Below are 15,234 nucleotides of genomic sequence, written 5' to 3'. Positions count from 1 at the left end.
GGCTGCCGCAGGCGGCGGCGAGGACCCACCCTGGACGCGCTGCATCTCAAGGGCACCCAGGGGGAAACGGATGCGCCGCGTCATCACCATGCTCTGCCTTGTTCTCTGCCTGGCGGCCGCGTCCGCCGGGCCCGCCTCCGCGCACACCGGCGTACGGTCGAGCGATCCCGCCGCCGGCGAGGTGCTGCCCGGCCTGCCCGCCCAGGCGGCACTGACGTTCCGGCAGCCGGTGACCGCGAGGGAGAACGCGGTGCGCGTGTTCGACGACCACATGCGCCGAGTGGACCTCGGCGGCCACCCCGACGACCGGCCCGACCCCGTCGTTCGGACCGTCCTGCCCGGCGGCCTGCACCCGGGCACGTACACCGTGGCCTGGCAGGTGACGTCGGCCGACGGACACCCCGTGACAGGCACCTTCCGTTTCTCCATCCACAGGACCAGCCGGGTCGTCGGCGTCGTCCCGCCGCTCGGCGGTTCCGGCAGTGCGTGGGCGAGCCGCCTCCTCGGCGTGTCACGCGCGGCCGGTTACGCCGGACTCGCGCTCGGCCCCGGCGTGCTGCTGGTCGTACTGTGGCTGTGGCCCGCCGGGCTGCGTGACCGCGGTACCCGCGGCCTGGTGTGGGCGGGACTCGGCCTGCTGGCCGCCGGCACCCTCGCGGTCCTGGCCGTCCACGCCGTCTGGGCCGACGGCCGGCCGCTGTCGGACGCCTGGTCCGGCTCCGGTGCCCATCAGCACGCGGCGCTCGCCGACCGCGCCTACGCCGTACGCTTCTACGCCCTTCTCGCCCTGGGCGCCGCGACCGTGCTCGCGACCCTTGCGGCCGACACGTCGGGCAGGCGGGCCAGGGCGGCGGCCCTCGTGGCGACCGCGGCGGCCGTGGTTCTGTGGGGCACGTGGCCGGTGACCGGCCACTCCGTCGACGGGCGGTACACGTATCTCGCCCTGGCCGCCGACTTCGCCCATCTCGCCGCGATGACCGTGTGGCTGGGCGGACTCGCGCTGGCCGCGGCGGTTCTGGCGAAGCCGGGAGCCGTCACCGAACTGGCCTCCGTGCTGCCCCGGTTCTCCCGGCTCGCGTTCGCCGGCGTGACCGTGCTCGTCGTGACAGGCACCTTCCAGGCGTGGCGTGAAGTGGGCACCGTCGGCGCCCTCTTCGACACCCGGTTCGGCCGACTGCTGCTCCTGAAGTCGGCCGGCGTGGCCGTGGTCGTCGCGCTCGGCGGCGTCGCCCGCCGCTGGCTGCGCCGGCACACGACGGCCTCGGCACCGACTTCCTTTGCCGCCAAGCCCGTTGGCGGGACCGGGGCGACGGTGACACTGGTCGCGCCGGCGCGTCCCGTGCCGCCGGACACGGCGCACGTACGCACCCTTCGGCGTGGCCTGGTGGCGGAACTGCTCGTCGGGGCTCTCGTCCTGAGCGTCACGGCGGCCATGGTCGTCACCAATCCACCCGCGTGAGGCAACGCTTCACCATGCCGCACACCGGCCGTCCCCGCCAAGCGGGTGGGGCTTCAGAACACCCGGCGTCACGGCACAGTCCGCCGCCGACGCCGTACAGAACCATCCCGCGCCGGATTCGGGCCGGCCCCTCCCACGATCCCTGTCGTCCGTGACCAGCGTGCACGGATGCCGAGAGAGGAATCACCGATGACGTTTCTCCGGTGGCCGGCCCGGATGGCCGCGGCCCTGCTGACCGCGGGCCTGCTCACGGTGACGGCGGCCCCCGCCTGGGCGCATGTGCACGTGCACTCCGAGGACAAGGTGGAGCCGGGCGCCAAGGACGTGCGGATGACGTTCCACGTGCCCAACGAGAAGGACGACGCGCGCACCGTCGGCGTGTGGATCGAGGCACCGAAGGGCGTGCGGGGGATGCGCGCGGAGCAGGTGAAGGGGTGGACCGCGCAGCAGCAGGCACCCGGCGGCGGGAGCGGCACCGTCGGCTGGTCCGGCGGCGCGATCAGCGGCGAGGACGGAGCCGACTTCGTCGTGCACATCGACCGAGTCCCCACCGGCGTGGACGCGCTGACCTTCGTCGCCAAGCAGCAGTACGACGACGGCGAGGTCGTCTCCTGGGACCAGCCGGCCGAAGAGGGCAAGCCCGAACCGGAGCACCCCGCACCGGTGTTGAGTCTCACCGGAGCGTCCCATGCGGAGTCGGCGCCCCACGCCGGGGAGACCCTGGGATTCGCGCGGACGGCGGCGATCGTCTGCGGTGTGGTGGTCCTCCTGGCGGCCGCGGCGCTGCCGGCGCTGCGCGCCATGGCGCGACGCCGGAAAGCCGTGTCCCGCTGAGCCGTTCCCCCTACGCGGCCGCAGCGCACGCACCCGCGCGGCGGCGGCCCCGCGTGCGGGAGCGGCCTCAATCCGGCTGTGCGAGGGCGTCGAGCACGACGCCGCCCGCCGCAGCGTGGTGCCGGCCTCGCGGGTCACGCCACGCAAGACCCCGCGGGGATGTCAACCGTGCTCGTCACTTCGCACGTGGAAGCCGGGCACGGAAGACCGCTCCCTCGCCGGGGCCACCCCCGACGGTGAGCGAGCCGCCGTGCCGCAGCACCACGTCCCGGGCGACGGCCAGTCCGAGACCGGCACCGCCTGCGTCGCGGCTTCGGGCCTCGTCCAGGCGGACGAACCGCTCGAGGATCCGCTCCCGGTCCTCCGGAGCGACCCCGGGACCGTCGTCGCCCTCGACGGCGCCCGCCGCGTGCCGTTGGGCATTCTCCAGGGCCAGGCGAAGGTGTTCCCCGACGCCCCGGCCGGCACCCGGCTCGCCATGTGGGCGGACCGCGCCGGCCATGTGGTTCCGCACCCGTCACGCGGACCGAGGCGCCTCTCCAGGCGGCCTTGACCGGCGCCCTCGCCGCCCCGCCGGCCGGCGCGGCGGTTGGGGCCGCAGGCTGCGTGATCCGCACCCGGCTTGCGAGGTCAGGCGGCGTGTTCGTATGCGTGGAGGGTTCCGCTGAGTCGGTCTCGTCGGCCGACCTCCAGGTACCTGATCTGTGCCGGCACGCTGATCGGCAGGGGGTGTGGGGACATTCCCGGCCGGAGATGCAATGAGCATCAGGGAGCCGGTGTTTTTCAGGGGCTGTCGGGGACCGGTGTGTGTGACTCGAACGCCCGAGGGCCTCCCGAGCGGTGAGAAACTCCCCAGCCGCTCCCCAGGACGATCGGGCGGGAGGGCCCGCAGAATGCCGCCCACCTGCGGTTCTGGCGTGTCGAGGAGGAAGCGTCCTCCCCGCTCCCATGCCCTCCCAGAGGGCGCGGATGCCCCCGCCGGCCTCCCCGCCGATCGATAGGCGCTGGGCAAGTTCATGTCGACATGAACTTGAAAACGATGCTACTGTCGGGTCTAGTACCTGAATAGGCGCAAGGGGCGGCTTCCAGGACGCCGGAATTCGGGACGACAGAGGGAGGACTCATGAGTCGGTGGCTCATCTCCCCATCAGATCGATCGGAGCTTCGGCGATACTCGGACGGAGCCCGCCCCGGCAACCTGCGTTGACCCAGTAGAAGGCCTGCTGCGCTGCTGGGCATGCGCGTCGGTCGGGCCCGCCCCGTCGGCGCTCCCCTTCAGGCGAGCGTCGGCGGCATGTCGGTAGGCGCGTATAGACCGAAGGTGTTTTTGAATGAGCAGGCCCAAGACACAGGATGTCCCAGACCTTTCAACGCTGCTGGTGCCCCAGAATGACTTGATGCTGGCGGTGGAGCGCGCAGTGCTGCGGGGCAGGGAAACGTCCCAATTGGCGTCGCTGGCTGAGCAGATCGCAGCCAAACTGGCCGGCGTCATAACGCTGGATCTGGTGCACGCGGGCCAGCGGCTGCTGGAACAGGACATCAGCCAGGTCCTGCACGTCAGCCGGGCGCCCGTGCGTGAGGCCTTGCGCATCCTGGAACGTGACAGGCTGGTCGAGTTCCAGCCCCGTCGCGGGGCGTTGGTGACGGCCCCGGACGCCACCGACCTGCGTGATGTCTACTCCGTTCGAAGTGCTCTCTACGCCATGCTGCTGCAGCAGGTGATGGGGGAGCGGCCCGCCGACCTCGAAGCCGTCTTCGATGCCCATATGCCGCAGGTGACAGAAGCGGCACATGATTCGGTGGATGCCTACGCGGTGGCCACGTTCCTGCTGAACTTCGCCATCGCCGACCTGTCGAGCAACCGCCTGCTGGCGGACCTGCTCCAGTCCATCTCATTGCGGACCTTGCGGTATGTGCGCCTGGGCCTGGCGTCCAACCCGGCGGCCATGCCGGCTTTCGCCAAGAGCTGGTGTGACCTGCATGAAGCCGTGGCCAAGCGCGACAGTGACCTCGTGGTCGAGATCGCCAAGCAGCGCATCAGTGAGATCCGCGACACGGCGGTTCTGGCCCTGGATGTGCCGCAGGATTCGTAAGGGCTGCCCCGAATCTGCGACGGGTGGCACGCCCCGCGTTTCGACGTGGATGCCGGTCAGGCCTTTCGGCATGGGGCCTTGGAGGGGGACGCTGCTTTTCCCATGGCCCAGGGTGTTGCGCCGGAGAGGGCGGCCGGCCGTCACCCCTCGACACTCCCCGCAGACCACGCGGTGCGGCGTGAGACCGCGCCGCACCGCGTCTTTCCGGCGCTGGATGCCGGATCGATGCTCACAGAACCGACGGACGGCGATCAACTCGACGGCCCTGCCTGCGGTCCGCGGCCAGCGATGCGCAAGACCTGTTGACCGACGTGCTCAGGAAGGTACCCAAGCCCAGCGGCGGTGAGAGGGGCGGACGGATCAGCTCCTGCGGGTGGTGACCTGTTCGGTGAGCTGAGGCAGGACCTGGAACAGGTCGCCGACCACGCCGTAGTCGACCAGGTCGAAGATCGGGGCCTCCGGGTCCTTGTTGACCGCCACGATCGTCTTCGAGGTCTGCATACCCGCACGGTGCTGGATCGCACCCGAGATGCCCGCGGCGATGTACAACTGCGGCGAGACGGACTTGCCGGTCTGGCCGACCTGGTGGGTGTGCGGGTACCAGCCGGCGTCGACGGCGGCACGGGAGGCACCGACGGCCGCGCCGAGGGAGTCGGCGAGCGCCTCGACGATCGTGAAGTTCTCCGCGCCGTTCACGCCACGGCCGCCGGAGACCACGATGGCGGCCTCGGTCAGCTCCGGACGTCCCGACGACTCCCGAGGTGTCCGTGCCACGATCCTTGTGCCCTTGGAAGCCTCGGCAACGGTGACTTCCAGTTGTTCGACGGTGCCCGCGGCCGGGGCGGCTTCCGGGGCGGCCGAGTTCGGCTTGACCGTGATGACCGGGGTGCCCCTGGTGACGCGGGACCTGGTGGTGAACGCCGCGGCGAAGACGGACTGGGTGGCCACCGGCCCCTGGTCGCCGGCCTCCAGGTCGACCGCGTCGGTGATGACGCCCGCCCCGATCCGGACCGCCAGACGGGCGGCGATCTCCTTGCCCTCGGCAGAGGACGGCACCAGCACCGCGGCCGGGGACACTGCCGCGTAGGCGGCTTGCAGCGCGTCCACCTTCGGCGCCACCAGGTACTCGGCGAACTCTGGTGCATCAGCGGCCAGAATCTTCGTGGCGCCGTGCTCCGCCAGGGTCGGCGCAGCGGCATCCACGCCCGCACCGAGGAAGACCGCCACCGGCTCACCGATCCGGCGGGCCAGCGTCAGCAGCTCCAGGGTGGGCTTGCGGACGGCACCGTCCGCGTGGTCGACGTAGACGAGAACTTCAGTCATGGGTTGACTCTCCAACACGCAAAATGGTGGGTGGTTGGGGTGAGGCCCGAAGCTCAGACGAACTTCTGGCTGGCCAGGAACTCGCCGAGCTGCCGGCCGCCTTCGCCCGCGTCCTCGACGATCGTGCCCGCGGTACGCGCCGGACGCTCAGCAGCCGCATCCACCACCGTCCATGCGCCCCCCAGGCCGACCTCCTCGGCCTCGATGCCCAGGTCCGACAGGGCCAAGGACTCCACCGGCTTCTTCTTCGCCGCCATGATCCCCTTGAACGACGGATACCGGGCCTCACCTGACAGGTCTGTCACCGACACCACGGCCGGCAGCGACGCCCGCAACTGCTCCGTCGCCGCGTCATTGTCGCGGCGACCGGTCACCACACCGTCCTCGACGTTCACCTGAGACAGCAGCGTCATCTGCGACGCGCCCAGCCGCTCCGCCAGAATCGCCGGCAGCACACCCATCGCGCCATCTGTCGACGCCATACCGCACACCACCAGGTCGTAACCTATGTGCTCGATCGCCTTCGCCAGCACCAGCGAGGTACCCATCACGTCCGTGCCGTGCAGATCGTCGTCCTCGATGTGGACGGCCTTGTCCGCACCCATCGACAGTGCCTTGCGCAGCGCCTCCTGCGCGTCCTCGGGACCAACCGTGACGACGATGATCTCTGTGTCGTCCGTGTTCTCCGCGATCTGCAACGCCTGCTCCACCGCGTACTCGTCGAGCTCGGACAGCAGGCCGTCCACCGCTTCGCGGTCGATGGTCAGGTCCTCGGCGAAGCGCCGTTCGCCCGTGGCGTCCGGCACGTATTTCACGGCGACCACTATTTTGAAACTCATTTCATCTGCCTTTCTCATTGCTATGTCTCTCGGCTGGTTTCCAGGTATGCACGAGAGAGGGGGTGGTCGGCTCTGGGGCCACGGCGCAGGCTGGAAGTCGGGATTACTCCAGGACGGAGGCATCCAGGTGGACCCTGCGCACTCGGCGGTCCATCGCTTCAGCCGTCCGCGCGGCGGCTTCGATGAGCGTGCGGCCTTCGGCCATGCGCCGGTCGATGGCCCGGACCCAGTCATTCAGCGACTTCTTTGAAAAAGCCAGGAATTGAGATGTGGCCTCGGTCAACGCGGCACGTCGTCGGACCACTCCGATTTCCATGGACAGCCCCGGGGTCAATTCTCTCAGTACACCAGCACGATACCGAGCGTCCAAAGCCACGCGCAGGGGAACAATGGAGACGGCACCGCCGGCCAGGACGATTGGCAACACGGCGCCACGTTGGCTGACTTCTACGACGATGCGTGGTTCGACACCGTGGGTGCGCAGTGATTTCTCGATGTAGTCCCTTGTCGCCGTGCCACGTTGTCCCAGTACGAAGGGAACACCCGACAGTGAGCCGATCGGTACGGGGTCGGGCCACAGCTCCTCGGTTCCCGGAGGACTGACGAGGACGAGCCGTTGGTCCACCAGCCCCTCGGCAAGAAGGTCGGCGGTGGACACGGGCGCCGAGAGAAAGCCGAGTTCACAGGCTCCGGACTTGACCAACGCGCTTACCTCCGCAGGATCGTCGCGCTCCTCGATCCGGAACTTGATGTGCGGATGAAGGCCACGGAACCTGGCGACCCACGCGGAGAGCGGATCCGTGGACAGATCCGACAGGGCGGCAACATCGATACGCCCGGTGCGGACTTCGCTCACATCCCGGACGGCGTTCTCTGCCGCATCGACCTCACGCAGAATAATCCGGGCCGGCCCGACGAGTGCCTCGCCGGCGGGTGACAGCACCAGTCCTCTGCCGACCCTGTGAAAAAGCTTGACTCCGAGTTGTCTTTCGAGCTTGCGCACCGCCTGTGACAAGGACGGCTGGGCCACTCGCAGGGCGGCCGCTGCTTTGTTGACGCCGCCGTGGTCGACGACCGCGAGGAAGTATTCCATCTGACGCAGATCCATGAAGGAATCCTATTGTTTGGGACGCGTCATTTCGCCGCTGCCGACGGCAGCGGCGGTGGGTGCTGGGCATGAGTACGCCGGCACGCACCAGTCTTGAGCGACCGCGTCAGCGGTGGCGCGCGTGGAGGAGCTACTTCTGCGTGCCGAGGCCGAGATTCTCGAAGATCACGGCGTTCGCCATGCCCCCGGCCTCGCACATTGTCTGCAGCCCGTAGCGGATGCTTTCAGCCTGCATGTGATGAAGCAGCGTCGTGGCCAGCCGGGCTCCGGAACCGCCCAACGGGTGCCCGAGGGCGATGGCACCGCCACTGGGGTTGACGAGCTTTCGCGGGGCACCGGTCTCCTTCAGCCAGGCTCCCACGACACTGGCGAACGCCTCGTTGACCTCGAAGGCCCCGATGTCGTCGAGCCCGAGGCCGGCCAGCTTCAACGCCTTGGCGGTCGCGGGAATCGGTCCCGCCAGCATGGCGACGGGGTCGTCGCCGACCACTGTGGCTGTGTGGATCCGAGCAAGGGGCGTCAGCCCGAGACTCCGTGCCAGTTCGCTCGTCGTGACCAGCACCGCGGCGGCACCATCGGAGATCTGCGACGAGTTCCCGGCCGTGATGCGCCCGTTCGGGTCGAACGCCGGTTTGAGAGCGGCGAGCTTTTCCGTGTTCGAGTCGCGCCGGATGCCTTCGTCGGTTGAGAACACCGACCCGTCCGGGTCCTCGATCGTGGCGATCTCCCTGACGAAGCGGTCCTGGTCGACGGCCCTGGCTGCCCGGTGGTGAGACTCGAGACTGTACTCGTCGAGCCATGCCCGGCTCAGGTCGTATCGCCTGGCCAGGATCTCGGCGCCGATGCCCTGACTGAACTCCACACCGTCATACCGTTGCAGCAGCCGGCTGCTCGACGGAGTGCCCGGACCGGCTCGTCGCGCCGAGCCCATCGGAATTCGGGACATGCTTTCCACGCCACCGGCCACCACTGCTTCGCACTGCCCGGAGATGACCGATGCGGCAGCGAAGTGAATGGCCTGCTGGCTGGAGCCGCATTGGCGGTCGACGGTCGTGCCGGGGACACTTTCGGGCCAGCCCGCGCTCAGGACCGCGTTCCGGGCGACGTTGCCGGCCTGCTCGCCGACCTGGGCGACGCAACCCCAGATGACGTCCTCGATCAGTGCCGGATCGATACTGCAGCGCTCGGCCAGCGCATTGAGCACAGCGGCTGAGAGGTCGACCGGATGGACACCTCCGAGTCCGCCCGTCCGCCGTCCGATGGGGCTGCGGACCGCCTCGACGATGACGGCATCACGCATGGTTGGTTCCTTCCTGTGGTCATGGGCATGGGTGAGGTTCAGCTCGCTGTCCAGCTGGGTGTCCGGCGCTCGGCGAACGCGGCGGCGCCCTCACGGGCGTCGTTCGACTGGAGAACCGGCATGGCGATCCGGCGCGTTCGCTCGAACTTCTCCGACGGTGGCCAACCCGGTGACTCCGTGATGATGCGTTTGCTGGCCTTGACCGAGAGTGGACCGTTCGCCGCGATCTGCTGGGCCAGTCCGACGGCGGCCTCCCGGGTGTGCCCCGGCTGTACGAGGCGGTTGACCATCCCGAACCGGTGGAGTTCGGCGGCGCTCAGGACGTTGCCGGTCAAGACCATTTCGAGTGCGACCGCCCGCGGCACCCACTCCGGTAGCCGGCTCAGCCCACCGGCGGCTGCGACGAGGCCACGCTTGACTTCGGGCAGGCCGAACGTGGCCGAGGTCGATGCGACGACGAGATCCGCCGCCAGGACGATCTCGAAGCCTCCGGCCACGGCCGCGCCCTCAACGGCTGCGATCAGAGGCTTCGCAGGAGGGGTTTCCACCAGGCCCGCGAAGCCGCGACCGGGAACATTCGGGCGCTCGCCGCGCAGGAATGCCTTCAGGTCCATTCCCGCGCAGAAGTTTTCCCCTGCTCCGGTCAGGACGGCCGCACTGAGTGCCGGCTCCGTCTCGAGCAGATCCATGGCTCCCGCGATGCCCTGTGCGACATCACTGTTGACCGCGTTGCGGGCTTCGGGCCGGTTGATCGTCACGACGAGAACCGGGTCGAGCCTCTCGACCAGGACCGGGGCGGACGCGGCGGTCATCGAGGCGCCATCCGGATCGCGCCGTCCAGTCGTATCGTCTCGCCGTTGAGCATGCCGTTCTCGATGATGTGGGCTGCCAGGGCGGCGTACTCGCCGGGATCGCCCAGGCGGCGCGGATGCGGGACGGCAGAGGCAAGGGCTTCCACGATGTCCGGTCGGCCATTGGTGAGCAGTGGGGTGGCGAAAGTGCCAGGGGCGATGGTGCAGACGCGGATGCCGACGCTTGCGAGGTCGCGTGCAGCGGGAAGTGTCATACCGACGATGCCGGCCTTCGCCGTCGCGTAGTTGATCTGGCCGATCTGTCCCTCGAACGCGGCCACCGACGCGGTGAGCACGCAGACCCCTCGGTCTCCGTCGTGGAGTTCGTTGGCGGCCATTGCCTCGGCCGCGGAGCTGAGCACGTTGTACGTGCCGATGACGTTCAGCCGGATCACGGCCTCGAAGGGGGCCTGATCCGTCGCCTTGCCGTCCTTCGTCAGGATGCGCATCGGTCGGCCCCGGCCGGCGCAGTGCACGACGGCCCGGATGGGGCCCTGCTCGCGTGCAGCCGCGAAGGCGGCGGTGACCGCGTCCGAGGAGGTGACGTCCGTCGGCACGAACCGTGCGGCCGGCCCGAGCGCCGCGGCCTCTTCGACACCGGCCGATCCGGGAAGGTCGAGCAGTGTGACGGTCGCTCCTTCTCTGACCAAGTGCCTGGCGGTTGCCAGTCCGAGTCCTGAAGCGCCGCCTGTGACGACGGTGTGGATGCCTTTGATGCGCATTGTCGGTTCCTATGTCTGCCTCGGGCGGTTTTCGGCCGCCTCAACGATCATGTGGGAAGGGGTAGTCCGGCGCCCTCCCGGTGTGGCCGGAGCTGCCGAGCGGACTCACAGAGCCAGGGACTTGGAGATCACGCTCTTCATCACTTCGCTGGTACCGCCGAAGATCCGTGTGACGCGGGCATCCGCGTACAGCCGGGAGATCGGGTACTCACGCATGTAGCCGTAACCGCCGTGCAGTTGCAGACACCGGTCGATGACGCGCGCCTGCGTCTCGGTGGCGAACAGCTTGACCTTGGCCGCGTCAGCGGGAGTCAGCGTGCCGGCGTCGAGGGCGGCGACTGCCCTGTCGATCAGCGCCTGGGAGGCTTCCAGCTCTGTGGCGCAGTCCGCCAGCACGAACTTGGTGTTCTGGAAGTCGGCGACGCGGCGGCCGAAGACCTTGCGCTCGCGGACATAGTCGATCGCAAGGTTCAGCGCCGCGGTCGCAGTCGCCTGGGCGGTGACCGAGATGGAAAGCCGCTCCTGGGCCAGGTTGCTCGTCAGCATGGCAAAGGCGCCACCTTCCAGGCCCAGTACGTTCCTTGCCGGTACCCGGACGTTGTCGAAGAGCAGCTCCGCGGTGTCCGAGGACTTGAGGCCGAGCTTTTCGAGGTTGCGGCCCCGGACGAACCCGTCCATGCCGGACTCCACGACCAGCAGCGAGAGCCCGTCACGCCGGTTCTCCACGTCACGGGAGGTTCTGGCGACGACGATGACGAGGTCCGCGTTGATCCCGCCCGTGATGAACGTCTTGGCTCCGTTGAGGATGTAGTCGTCGCCGTCGCGCACGGCGGTGGTGGTGATGCCGGCCAGGTCCGATCCCGTACCGGGTTCGGTCATGGCGATGGACGCGATGAGGTCTCCGTCCGCGAAACCGGGGAACCACCGGGTCTTCTGCTCGTCGTTGGCGTATTCCAGGAAGTACGGCAGGACGGTGTTGAGGTGCACCTGCAGGCCGCCGAGTGATGCGGCGGCATAACCGATTTCCTCGAACACGATGACGTTGAACAGGAAGCTGTCCATGCCCGCACCGCCGAAGGCCTCTGGAACCTGGAGGCCGTTGATGCCGATCTCGGCGGTCTTCTTGAACAGCTCCCGGGGGACCATACCGGCGGCTTCCCACTCCGGCATGTGGGGTGCCACTTCCTTGGCCATGAACTGGCGGACCGTGGCGCGGAATGCGTCATGCTCTGAATCGAACAGGTGTCGTTCCATGTGTACTCCTCGAGGTCAGTGGACTGTGCACATCAGTGCTGCGGGACCGGGGTGGCCTTCGACTGGGTGGCATCGAACGTACGTACGATTCCAGTCTGTTCGAGTTCGTGGATGGCGGCTGGGCCGTAACCCAGCTCGGTGAGCACCTCAGCGGTGTGCTGGCCGAGGGCCGGAGCCCCGCTCCCGGGCAGTTCGGGAACGCTGCCGAGGTGCCACGGCGAGCCGAGTGTCGTCGATTCCTGGCCGGCCGCGTCGGTCACATTGATGAAGATTCCGGACGCCTCGACATCCGGGCTCGCCATGGCCTGTCCGTAGCTGTTGATCCGCCCCGCCACCACGCCGTTGCTCGCCAGGAGACCCATGGCCTTGTCCGTGGTCATCGCCGCGAACTCGGTGCGGAGTTCGGCCAGCATCGCGGGACGGTTGCGCACTCGTGCGCCATTGGTCGCGAAGCGCTCGTCCTCGGCCAGCTCCGGCCGCCCCAGCATCAGGCAGAGACGTGCGAAGTGGGCGTCCGAGTAGGCAGAGACAACCAGGGCACCATCACGGGTGGGCATGACATCGGCCGCCGGGGCGAGGGCCGGCTGGCCGTTTCCTGTACGGATCGGTTCCTTGCCGGTCAGCAGGTACGTGCCCCAGTTGGGAGCCTGCAGATGGACGGCCACCTCGAGGAGGGAGACCTCGACTTCGTCCCCCTGCCCCGTGCGGAGCCGCCTGACGTAGGCGCCGAGGACGGCCTGTGCACAGACGTAGGCGGTGGTCGAGTCGACGACTTGGAAGCCGACCTTCTGGGGTTCCCGGTCCGGTTCACCGGTCACCCACATGATGCCGCTTTCGGCCTGCGCCGCTATGTCCAGACCTGCTCGCAGTCTCGACGGGCCATGCAGACCGAATCCGCTGACAGTGGCGTAGATGATCTCCGGTCGCTCGGCGCGAACGGTCCGTGGTCCCAACCCGAAGGACTCCATCACACCGGGGCGAAGGTTCTGGATCACGATATCGGCGTCGGCGATCAACTCCCGGGCGATCCGCCGGCCGCGAGAATGCTTCAGGTCCAGTGCGACACCCCTCTTGTTCCGGCTGTAGGCGTTGAGCATGGCCTGGCCCGGAACACCGATCACCCGGGCTGCTTCGCCGTTGACGGGCTCGATCTTGATGACGTCGGCGCCCATGTCACCCAGAAGCTGGGCGGCGGCGGGTGCCGCGATGAACTGACCGAAGTCGATGACGCGGACACCTTCCAGCGGCTTGGTCATCGGACATCCTCCTGAACTCGGGCGTGCAGCTTGGCGAGGTCACGGTCCGGGTTCACCAGGAAGGTCGCGAGGAGACTGCCGATGGCGATGACCGCGCCGACGAGAGCGAATCCGTGGCTGTATCCGACGATCTTGTTCGCGGCGTTTCCGACGAAGTATCCGAGGACCAACGGCGAGATCACGCCGGCGATGCTCGATATCGCGACCAGGACGCCCATGACGGCGCCTCGCCTGCGGGGCTGCACCATGTCGGCAACTGCGGTGTTGGCAACCGCGTACGAGGCGGTGTTGAGTGAGAATGCCAGGGTGATCAGGATCATCTGCAGCACACCCCGGCCGACGAGGGTGAATCCGTACATGGCGATGCCGGATGCGATGACGAGGGCACCAGTCAGATAGCCGCGCGCAACCCGGCGGGAGGCACCCCTGGCAAGGAGGTGGGTGGACAGCGCGCCGGCGGAGATGGACCCGATCGCGGCCACTGCATACGGGATCATGACCAGGCGCCCGGTTGCCAGCGTGGAGTAGCCCAAACCGTCCGAGAGGTACAGCGGGAGCCAGGCGACCTTGAGGGTCGTCGACCAGTACCCGAAGAACATCAGCAGCGCGACGCCGATGACGGTCCCGCTCTTCAGGAGGGTGGCGAAGGGGGCGTCGGGGATCTTCACCTCCAGGGCCTGCGCAGCCGTCGACTCGGCAGGCAGGTCCTTGCCGAAGGTCAGCCAGAGGACCGCCCAGATCGCTCCGGCCACAGCAAGCACGCCGAAGGCGGCGTGCCACGACCACTTCACGATGACCCACGTCAGGATGGGTGCCATCAGAAGAGGACCGAGCGAAGCCCCGGCCGCGACGACCGCTGCCGGAAGTGCCCGCTTCTCGGCCGGGAAGCGGGAATGGGCGGCATGTGTGGCCAGCGCGTAGGCCGGCCCTTCGGCGAAACCGAGGACGAGGCGGCAGAGCATGAGCACGCCGAAACTGACCGTCCCGAGCAACGGCATCATCGTGCCGACCCAGACCAGCATGAGGATGCCCAGCAGCCAGCGCAGTCCGACCCTGGTGGAGAGCGCGCTGAGGAGGATGGCGCCGGCGAAGAACAGCCAGAAGAAGGAGCTTTGGATGACACCGAACTGCTGAGCCGTGATCCCCAGGTCCTTCAGGATGTCCTTGGCCGCGAAGCCGATGACGGCCTTGTCCGCGTAGTTGATCAACATGAAGATCGCCAGTAGGACGGTGATGAACCACGCACGGGTCCTCATGGCTGTGGCGACGGCGGGCGTCGTGTTCGGCAGCGTTTGGGTCATGGGTTTTCCTCGCGATAAGGGACAAGACGGGCGAGGCGTCAGATGTGGTGGGCCGACGCGATCGGGGCAGATCCGTAGGCCTGCCCACCTGACCAACAGGCGAAGACTGGGTTGCGAGTTCGCTCACATCATTGAACTCACGTGGAATGACCTCGTCTAAGACTGATATTCACTCGGATCGACTACGAATGCCTATCTGTTGCGGTGCGAGGTGTACGTGCTGTTCGCATACAGCCGGCCACGACGGTCCGCGCGTGAACCCGCACAAGGGACCATCCGTGGCGCACGTCGCCTCGGCGCATACCGCTTGGCGGGACGCGTGGCGTCCGGCCGCATGGAACCGCTGACTCGCACATGGTCCGCACTTGACCCGTGCACCTGGCATCTTCATCGGACTTACCGGAACCGGGGCGGCATGCGGTCAGGCGATGTGCCGGACGTCCGCGTCGGCCGCAGCAGGTCCGACGGCACCCGGTGTGCACAGTGAAGTCACCGCCGCCGTGCCCAATCGCCATGAACCCCATGCTCCGCTGCCTGCGGGGTTGTTCACCGGAATCGGCTACGGCAAGCTCATCGGAATGACCCAGCTCGTCGAACTTGGGACGTTGGAGATCCCGGTGGTACTCACCTGACCCGTGGGGTGTTCTCCGGGTGGTGCGCCGATGCGTCTTTCTGTGGCCCATTGAACTACGTGATCAGCAAGGGCTGTCTGGGCCACTATCAGCGTGTGAAGCCTCGCGCCTCCATGGCGCGGCCTGCCTCTGGACGAGCGGCGCGAGCGACCACCCTCCCCGCATGAGTGGGCTTGATCCGCTTTGACGGACATCGGAGATCAGGGGCTTCGGCCCCGGAAGGATGATGTCCATCATGGAGAGCATGGGGAAGAAGAAGCCG

General features: G+C 68.1%; 13 protein-coding genes and 1 pseudogene. 4 read left to right on the top strand and 10 right to left on the bottom strand.

The window, feature by feature from the left end:
• Positions 1–70 precede the first annotated feature (70 nt).
• Positions 71–1,459 (top strand): copper resistance CopC/CopD family protein, encoded by a 1,389-nt coding sequence (locus tag ACFY3J_RS14165; protein WP_384183608.1) that lies wholly within the window; start codon positions 71–73, stop codon positions 1,457–1,459.
• A 189-nt stretch (positions 1,460–1,648) separates the two neighbouring features.
• Positions 1,649–2,293, top strand: coding sequence for a DUF1775 domain-containing protein (locus ACFY3J_RS14160; protein ID WP_384183610.1), 645 nt, complete (start codon positions 1,649–1,651; stop codon positions 2,291–2,293).
• Positions 2,294–2,468: 175 nt separating this feature from the next.
• On the opposite strand, the pseudogene ACFY3J_RS14155 reads toward ACFY3J_RS14160, so the two are convergent.
• Positions 2,469–2,723 (bottom strand): annotated as a pseudogene (locus ACFY3J_RS14155) (ATP-binding protein); the annotation flags it as partial.
• A gap of 901 nt (positions 2,724–3,624) precedes the next feature.
• On the opposite strand from ACFY3J_RS14155, the gene ACFY3J_RS14150 reads away from it, so the two are divergent.
• Complete coding sequence (locus ACFY3J_RS14150) at positions 3,625–4,386, top strand: GntR family transcriptional regulator (protein ID WP_384183613.1); 762 nt, start codon at positions 3,625–3,627, stop codon at positions 4,384–4,386.
• Between the two features lie 360 nt (positions 4,387–4,746).
• Here ACFY3J_RS14150 and ACFY3J_RS14145 read toward each other — a convergent pair whose 3' ends face one another.
• From ACFY3J_RS14145 to ACFY3J_RS14105, 9 genes are all read right to left on the bottom strand, one after another.
• Positions 4,747–5,709, bottom strand: coding sequence for an electron transfer flavoprotein subunit alpha/FixB family protein (locus ACFY3J_RS14145; RefSeq protein ID WP_390840933.1), 963 nt, complete (start codon positions 5,707–5,709; stop codon positions 4,747–4,749).
• 53 nt (positions 5,710–5,762) lie between these two features.
• Positions 5,763–6,548 (bottom strand): electron transfer flavoprotein subunit beta/FixA family protein, encoded by a 786-nt coding sequence (locus ACFY3J_RS14140; RefSeq protein ID WP_390841012.1) that lies wholly within the window; start codon positions 6,546–6,548, stop codon positions 5,763–5,765.
• 103 nt (positions 6,549–6,651) lie between these two features.
• Positions 6,652–7,656 carry a LysR family transcriptional regulator gene (locus ACFY3J_RS14135; protein ID WP_384183618.1) on the bottom strand — a complete coding sequence of 335 codons (1,005 nt, stop codon included), beginning with the start codon at positions 7,654–7,656 and terminating at the stop codon, positions 6,652–6,654.
• Between the two features lie 130 nt (positions 7,657–7,786).
• Positions 7,787–8,956, bottom strand: a complete 1,170-nt coding sequence (locus tag ACFY3J_RS14130; protein WP_390840932.1) for a thiolase family protein — start codon at positions 8,954–8,956, stop codon at positions 7,787–7,789.
• A 38-nt stretch (positions 8,957–8,994) separates the two neighbouring features.
• Positions 8,995–9,768 (bottom strand): crotonase/enoyl-CoA hydratase family protein, encoded by a 774-nt coding sequence (locus ACFY3J_RS14125; RefSeq protein ID WP_384183625.1) that lies wholly within the window; start codon positions 9,766–9,768, stop codon positions 8,995–8,997.
• Complete coding sequence (locus ACFY3J_RS14120) at positions 9,765–10,529, bottom strand: SDR family NAD(P)-dependent oxidoreductase (protein ID WP_384183627.1); 765 nt, start codon at positions 10,527–10,529, stop codon at positions 9,765–9,767. Before ACFY3J_RS14120 ends, ACFY3J_RS14125 begins: the two co-directional genes overlap by 4 nt.
• 105 nt (positions 10,530–10,634) lie before the next feature.
• Positions 10,635–11,783 carry an acyl-CoA dehydrogenase family protein gene (locus ACFY3J_RS14115; RefSeq protein ID WP_384183629.1) on the bottom strand — a complete coding sequence of 383 codons (1,149 nt, stop codon included), beginning with the start codon at positions 11,781–11,783 and terminating at the stop codon, positions 10,635–10,637.
• A 32-nt stretch (positions 11,784–11,815) separates the two neighbouring features.
• On the bottom strand, positions 11,816–13,039 hold the full coding sequence (locus tag ACFY3J_RS14110; RefSeq protein ID WP_384183632.1) for a CaiB/BaiF CoA transferase family protein: 1,224 nt from the start codon (positions 13,037–13,039) through the stop codon (positions 11,816–11,818).
• Positions 13,036–14,340 (bottom strand): MFS transporter, encoded by a 1,305-nt coding sequence (locus tag ACFY3J_RS14105; RefSeq protein WP_384183634.1) that lies wholly within the window; start codon positions 14,338–14,340, stop codon positions 13,036–13,038. Before ACFY3J_RS14105 ends, ACFY3J_RS14110 begins: the two co-directional genes overlap by 4 nt.
• A 365-nt stretch (positions 14,341–14,705) precedes the next feature.
• On the opposite strand from ACFY3J_RS14105, the gene ACFY3J_RS14100 reads away from it, so the two are divergent.
• Entirely contained in the window at positions 14,706–14,972 is a 267-nt protein-coding gene (locus ACFY3J_RS14100; protein WP_390840931.1) for a P1 family peptidase, read from the top strand.
• Positions 14,973–15,234: the final 262 nt, after the last annotated feature.

This window comes from Streptomyces sp. NPDC001231 (assembly GCF_042896885.1).
In the GTDB taxonomy this organism is placed as follows: Bacteria; Actinomycetota; Actinomycetes; order Streptomycetales; family Streptomycetaceae; genus Streptomyces.
Note: the sequence above shows the minus strand (reverse complement) of the source record. Positions and strands in the feature narration are given on the sequence as shown.

Excerpts from the sequence above, each read along its gene's own strand:
- ACFY3J_RS14165 (WP_384183608.1), top strand. The coding sequence starts at position 71 with ATGCGCCGCGTCATCACCATGCTCTGCCTTGTTCTCTGCCTGGCGGCC.
- ACFY3J_RS14160 (WP_384183610.1), top strand. The coding sequence starts at position 1,649 with ATGACGTTTCTCCGGTGGCCGGCCCGGATGGCCGCGGCCCTGCTGACC.
- ACFY3J_RS14150 (WP_384183613.1), top strand. The coding sequence starts at position 3,625 with ATGAGCAGGCCCAAGACACAGGATGTCCCAGACCTTTCAACGCTGCTG.
- ACFY3J_RS14145 (WP_390840933.1), bottom strand. The coding sequence starts at position 5,709 with ATGACTGAAGTTCTCGTCTACGTCGACCACGCGGACGGTGCCGTCCGC.
- ACFY3J_RS14140 (WP_390841012.1), bottom strand. The coding sequence starts at position 6,548 with ATGAGTTTCAAAATAGTGGTCGCCGTGAAATACGTGCCGGACGCCACG.
- ACFY3J_RS14135 (WP_384183618.1), bottom strand. The coding sequence starts at position 7,656 with ATGGATCTGCGTCAGATGGAATACTTCCTCGCGGTCGTCGACCACGGC.
- ACFY3J_RS14130 (WP_390840932.1), bottom strand. The coding sequence starts at position 8,956 with ATGCGTGATGCCGTCATCGTCGAGGCGGTCCGCAGCCCCATCGGACGG.
- ACFY3J_RS14125 (WP_384183625.1), bottom strand. The coding sequence starts at position 9,768 with ATGACCGCCGCGTCCGCCCCGGTCCTGGTCGAGAGGCTCGACCCGGTT.
- ACFY3J_RS14120 (WP_384183627.1), bottom strand. The coding sequence starts at position 10,529 with ATGCGCATCAAAGGCATCCACACCGTCGTCACAGGCGGCGCTTCAGGA.
- ACFY3J_RS14115 (WP_384183629.1), bottom strand. The coding sequence starts at position 11,783 with ATGGAACGACACCTGTTCGATTCAGAGCATGACGCATTCCGCGCCACG.
- ACFY3J_RS14110 (WP_384183632.1), bottom strand. The coding sequence starts at position 13,039 with ATGACCAAGCCGCTGGAAGGTGTCCGCGTCATCGACTTCGGTCAGTTC.
- ACFY3J_RS14105 (WP_384183634.1), bottom strand. The coding sequence starts at position 14,340 with ATGACCCAAACGCTGCCGAACACGACGCCCGCCGTCGCCACAGCCATG.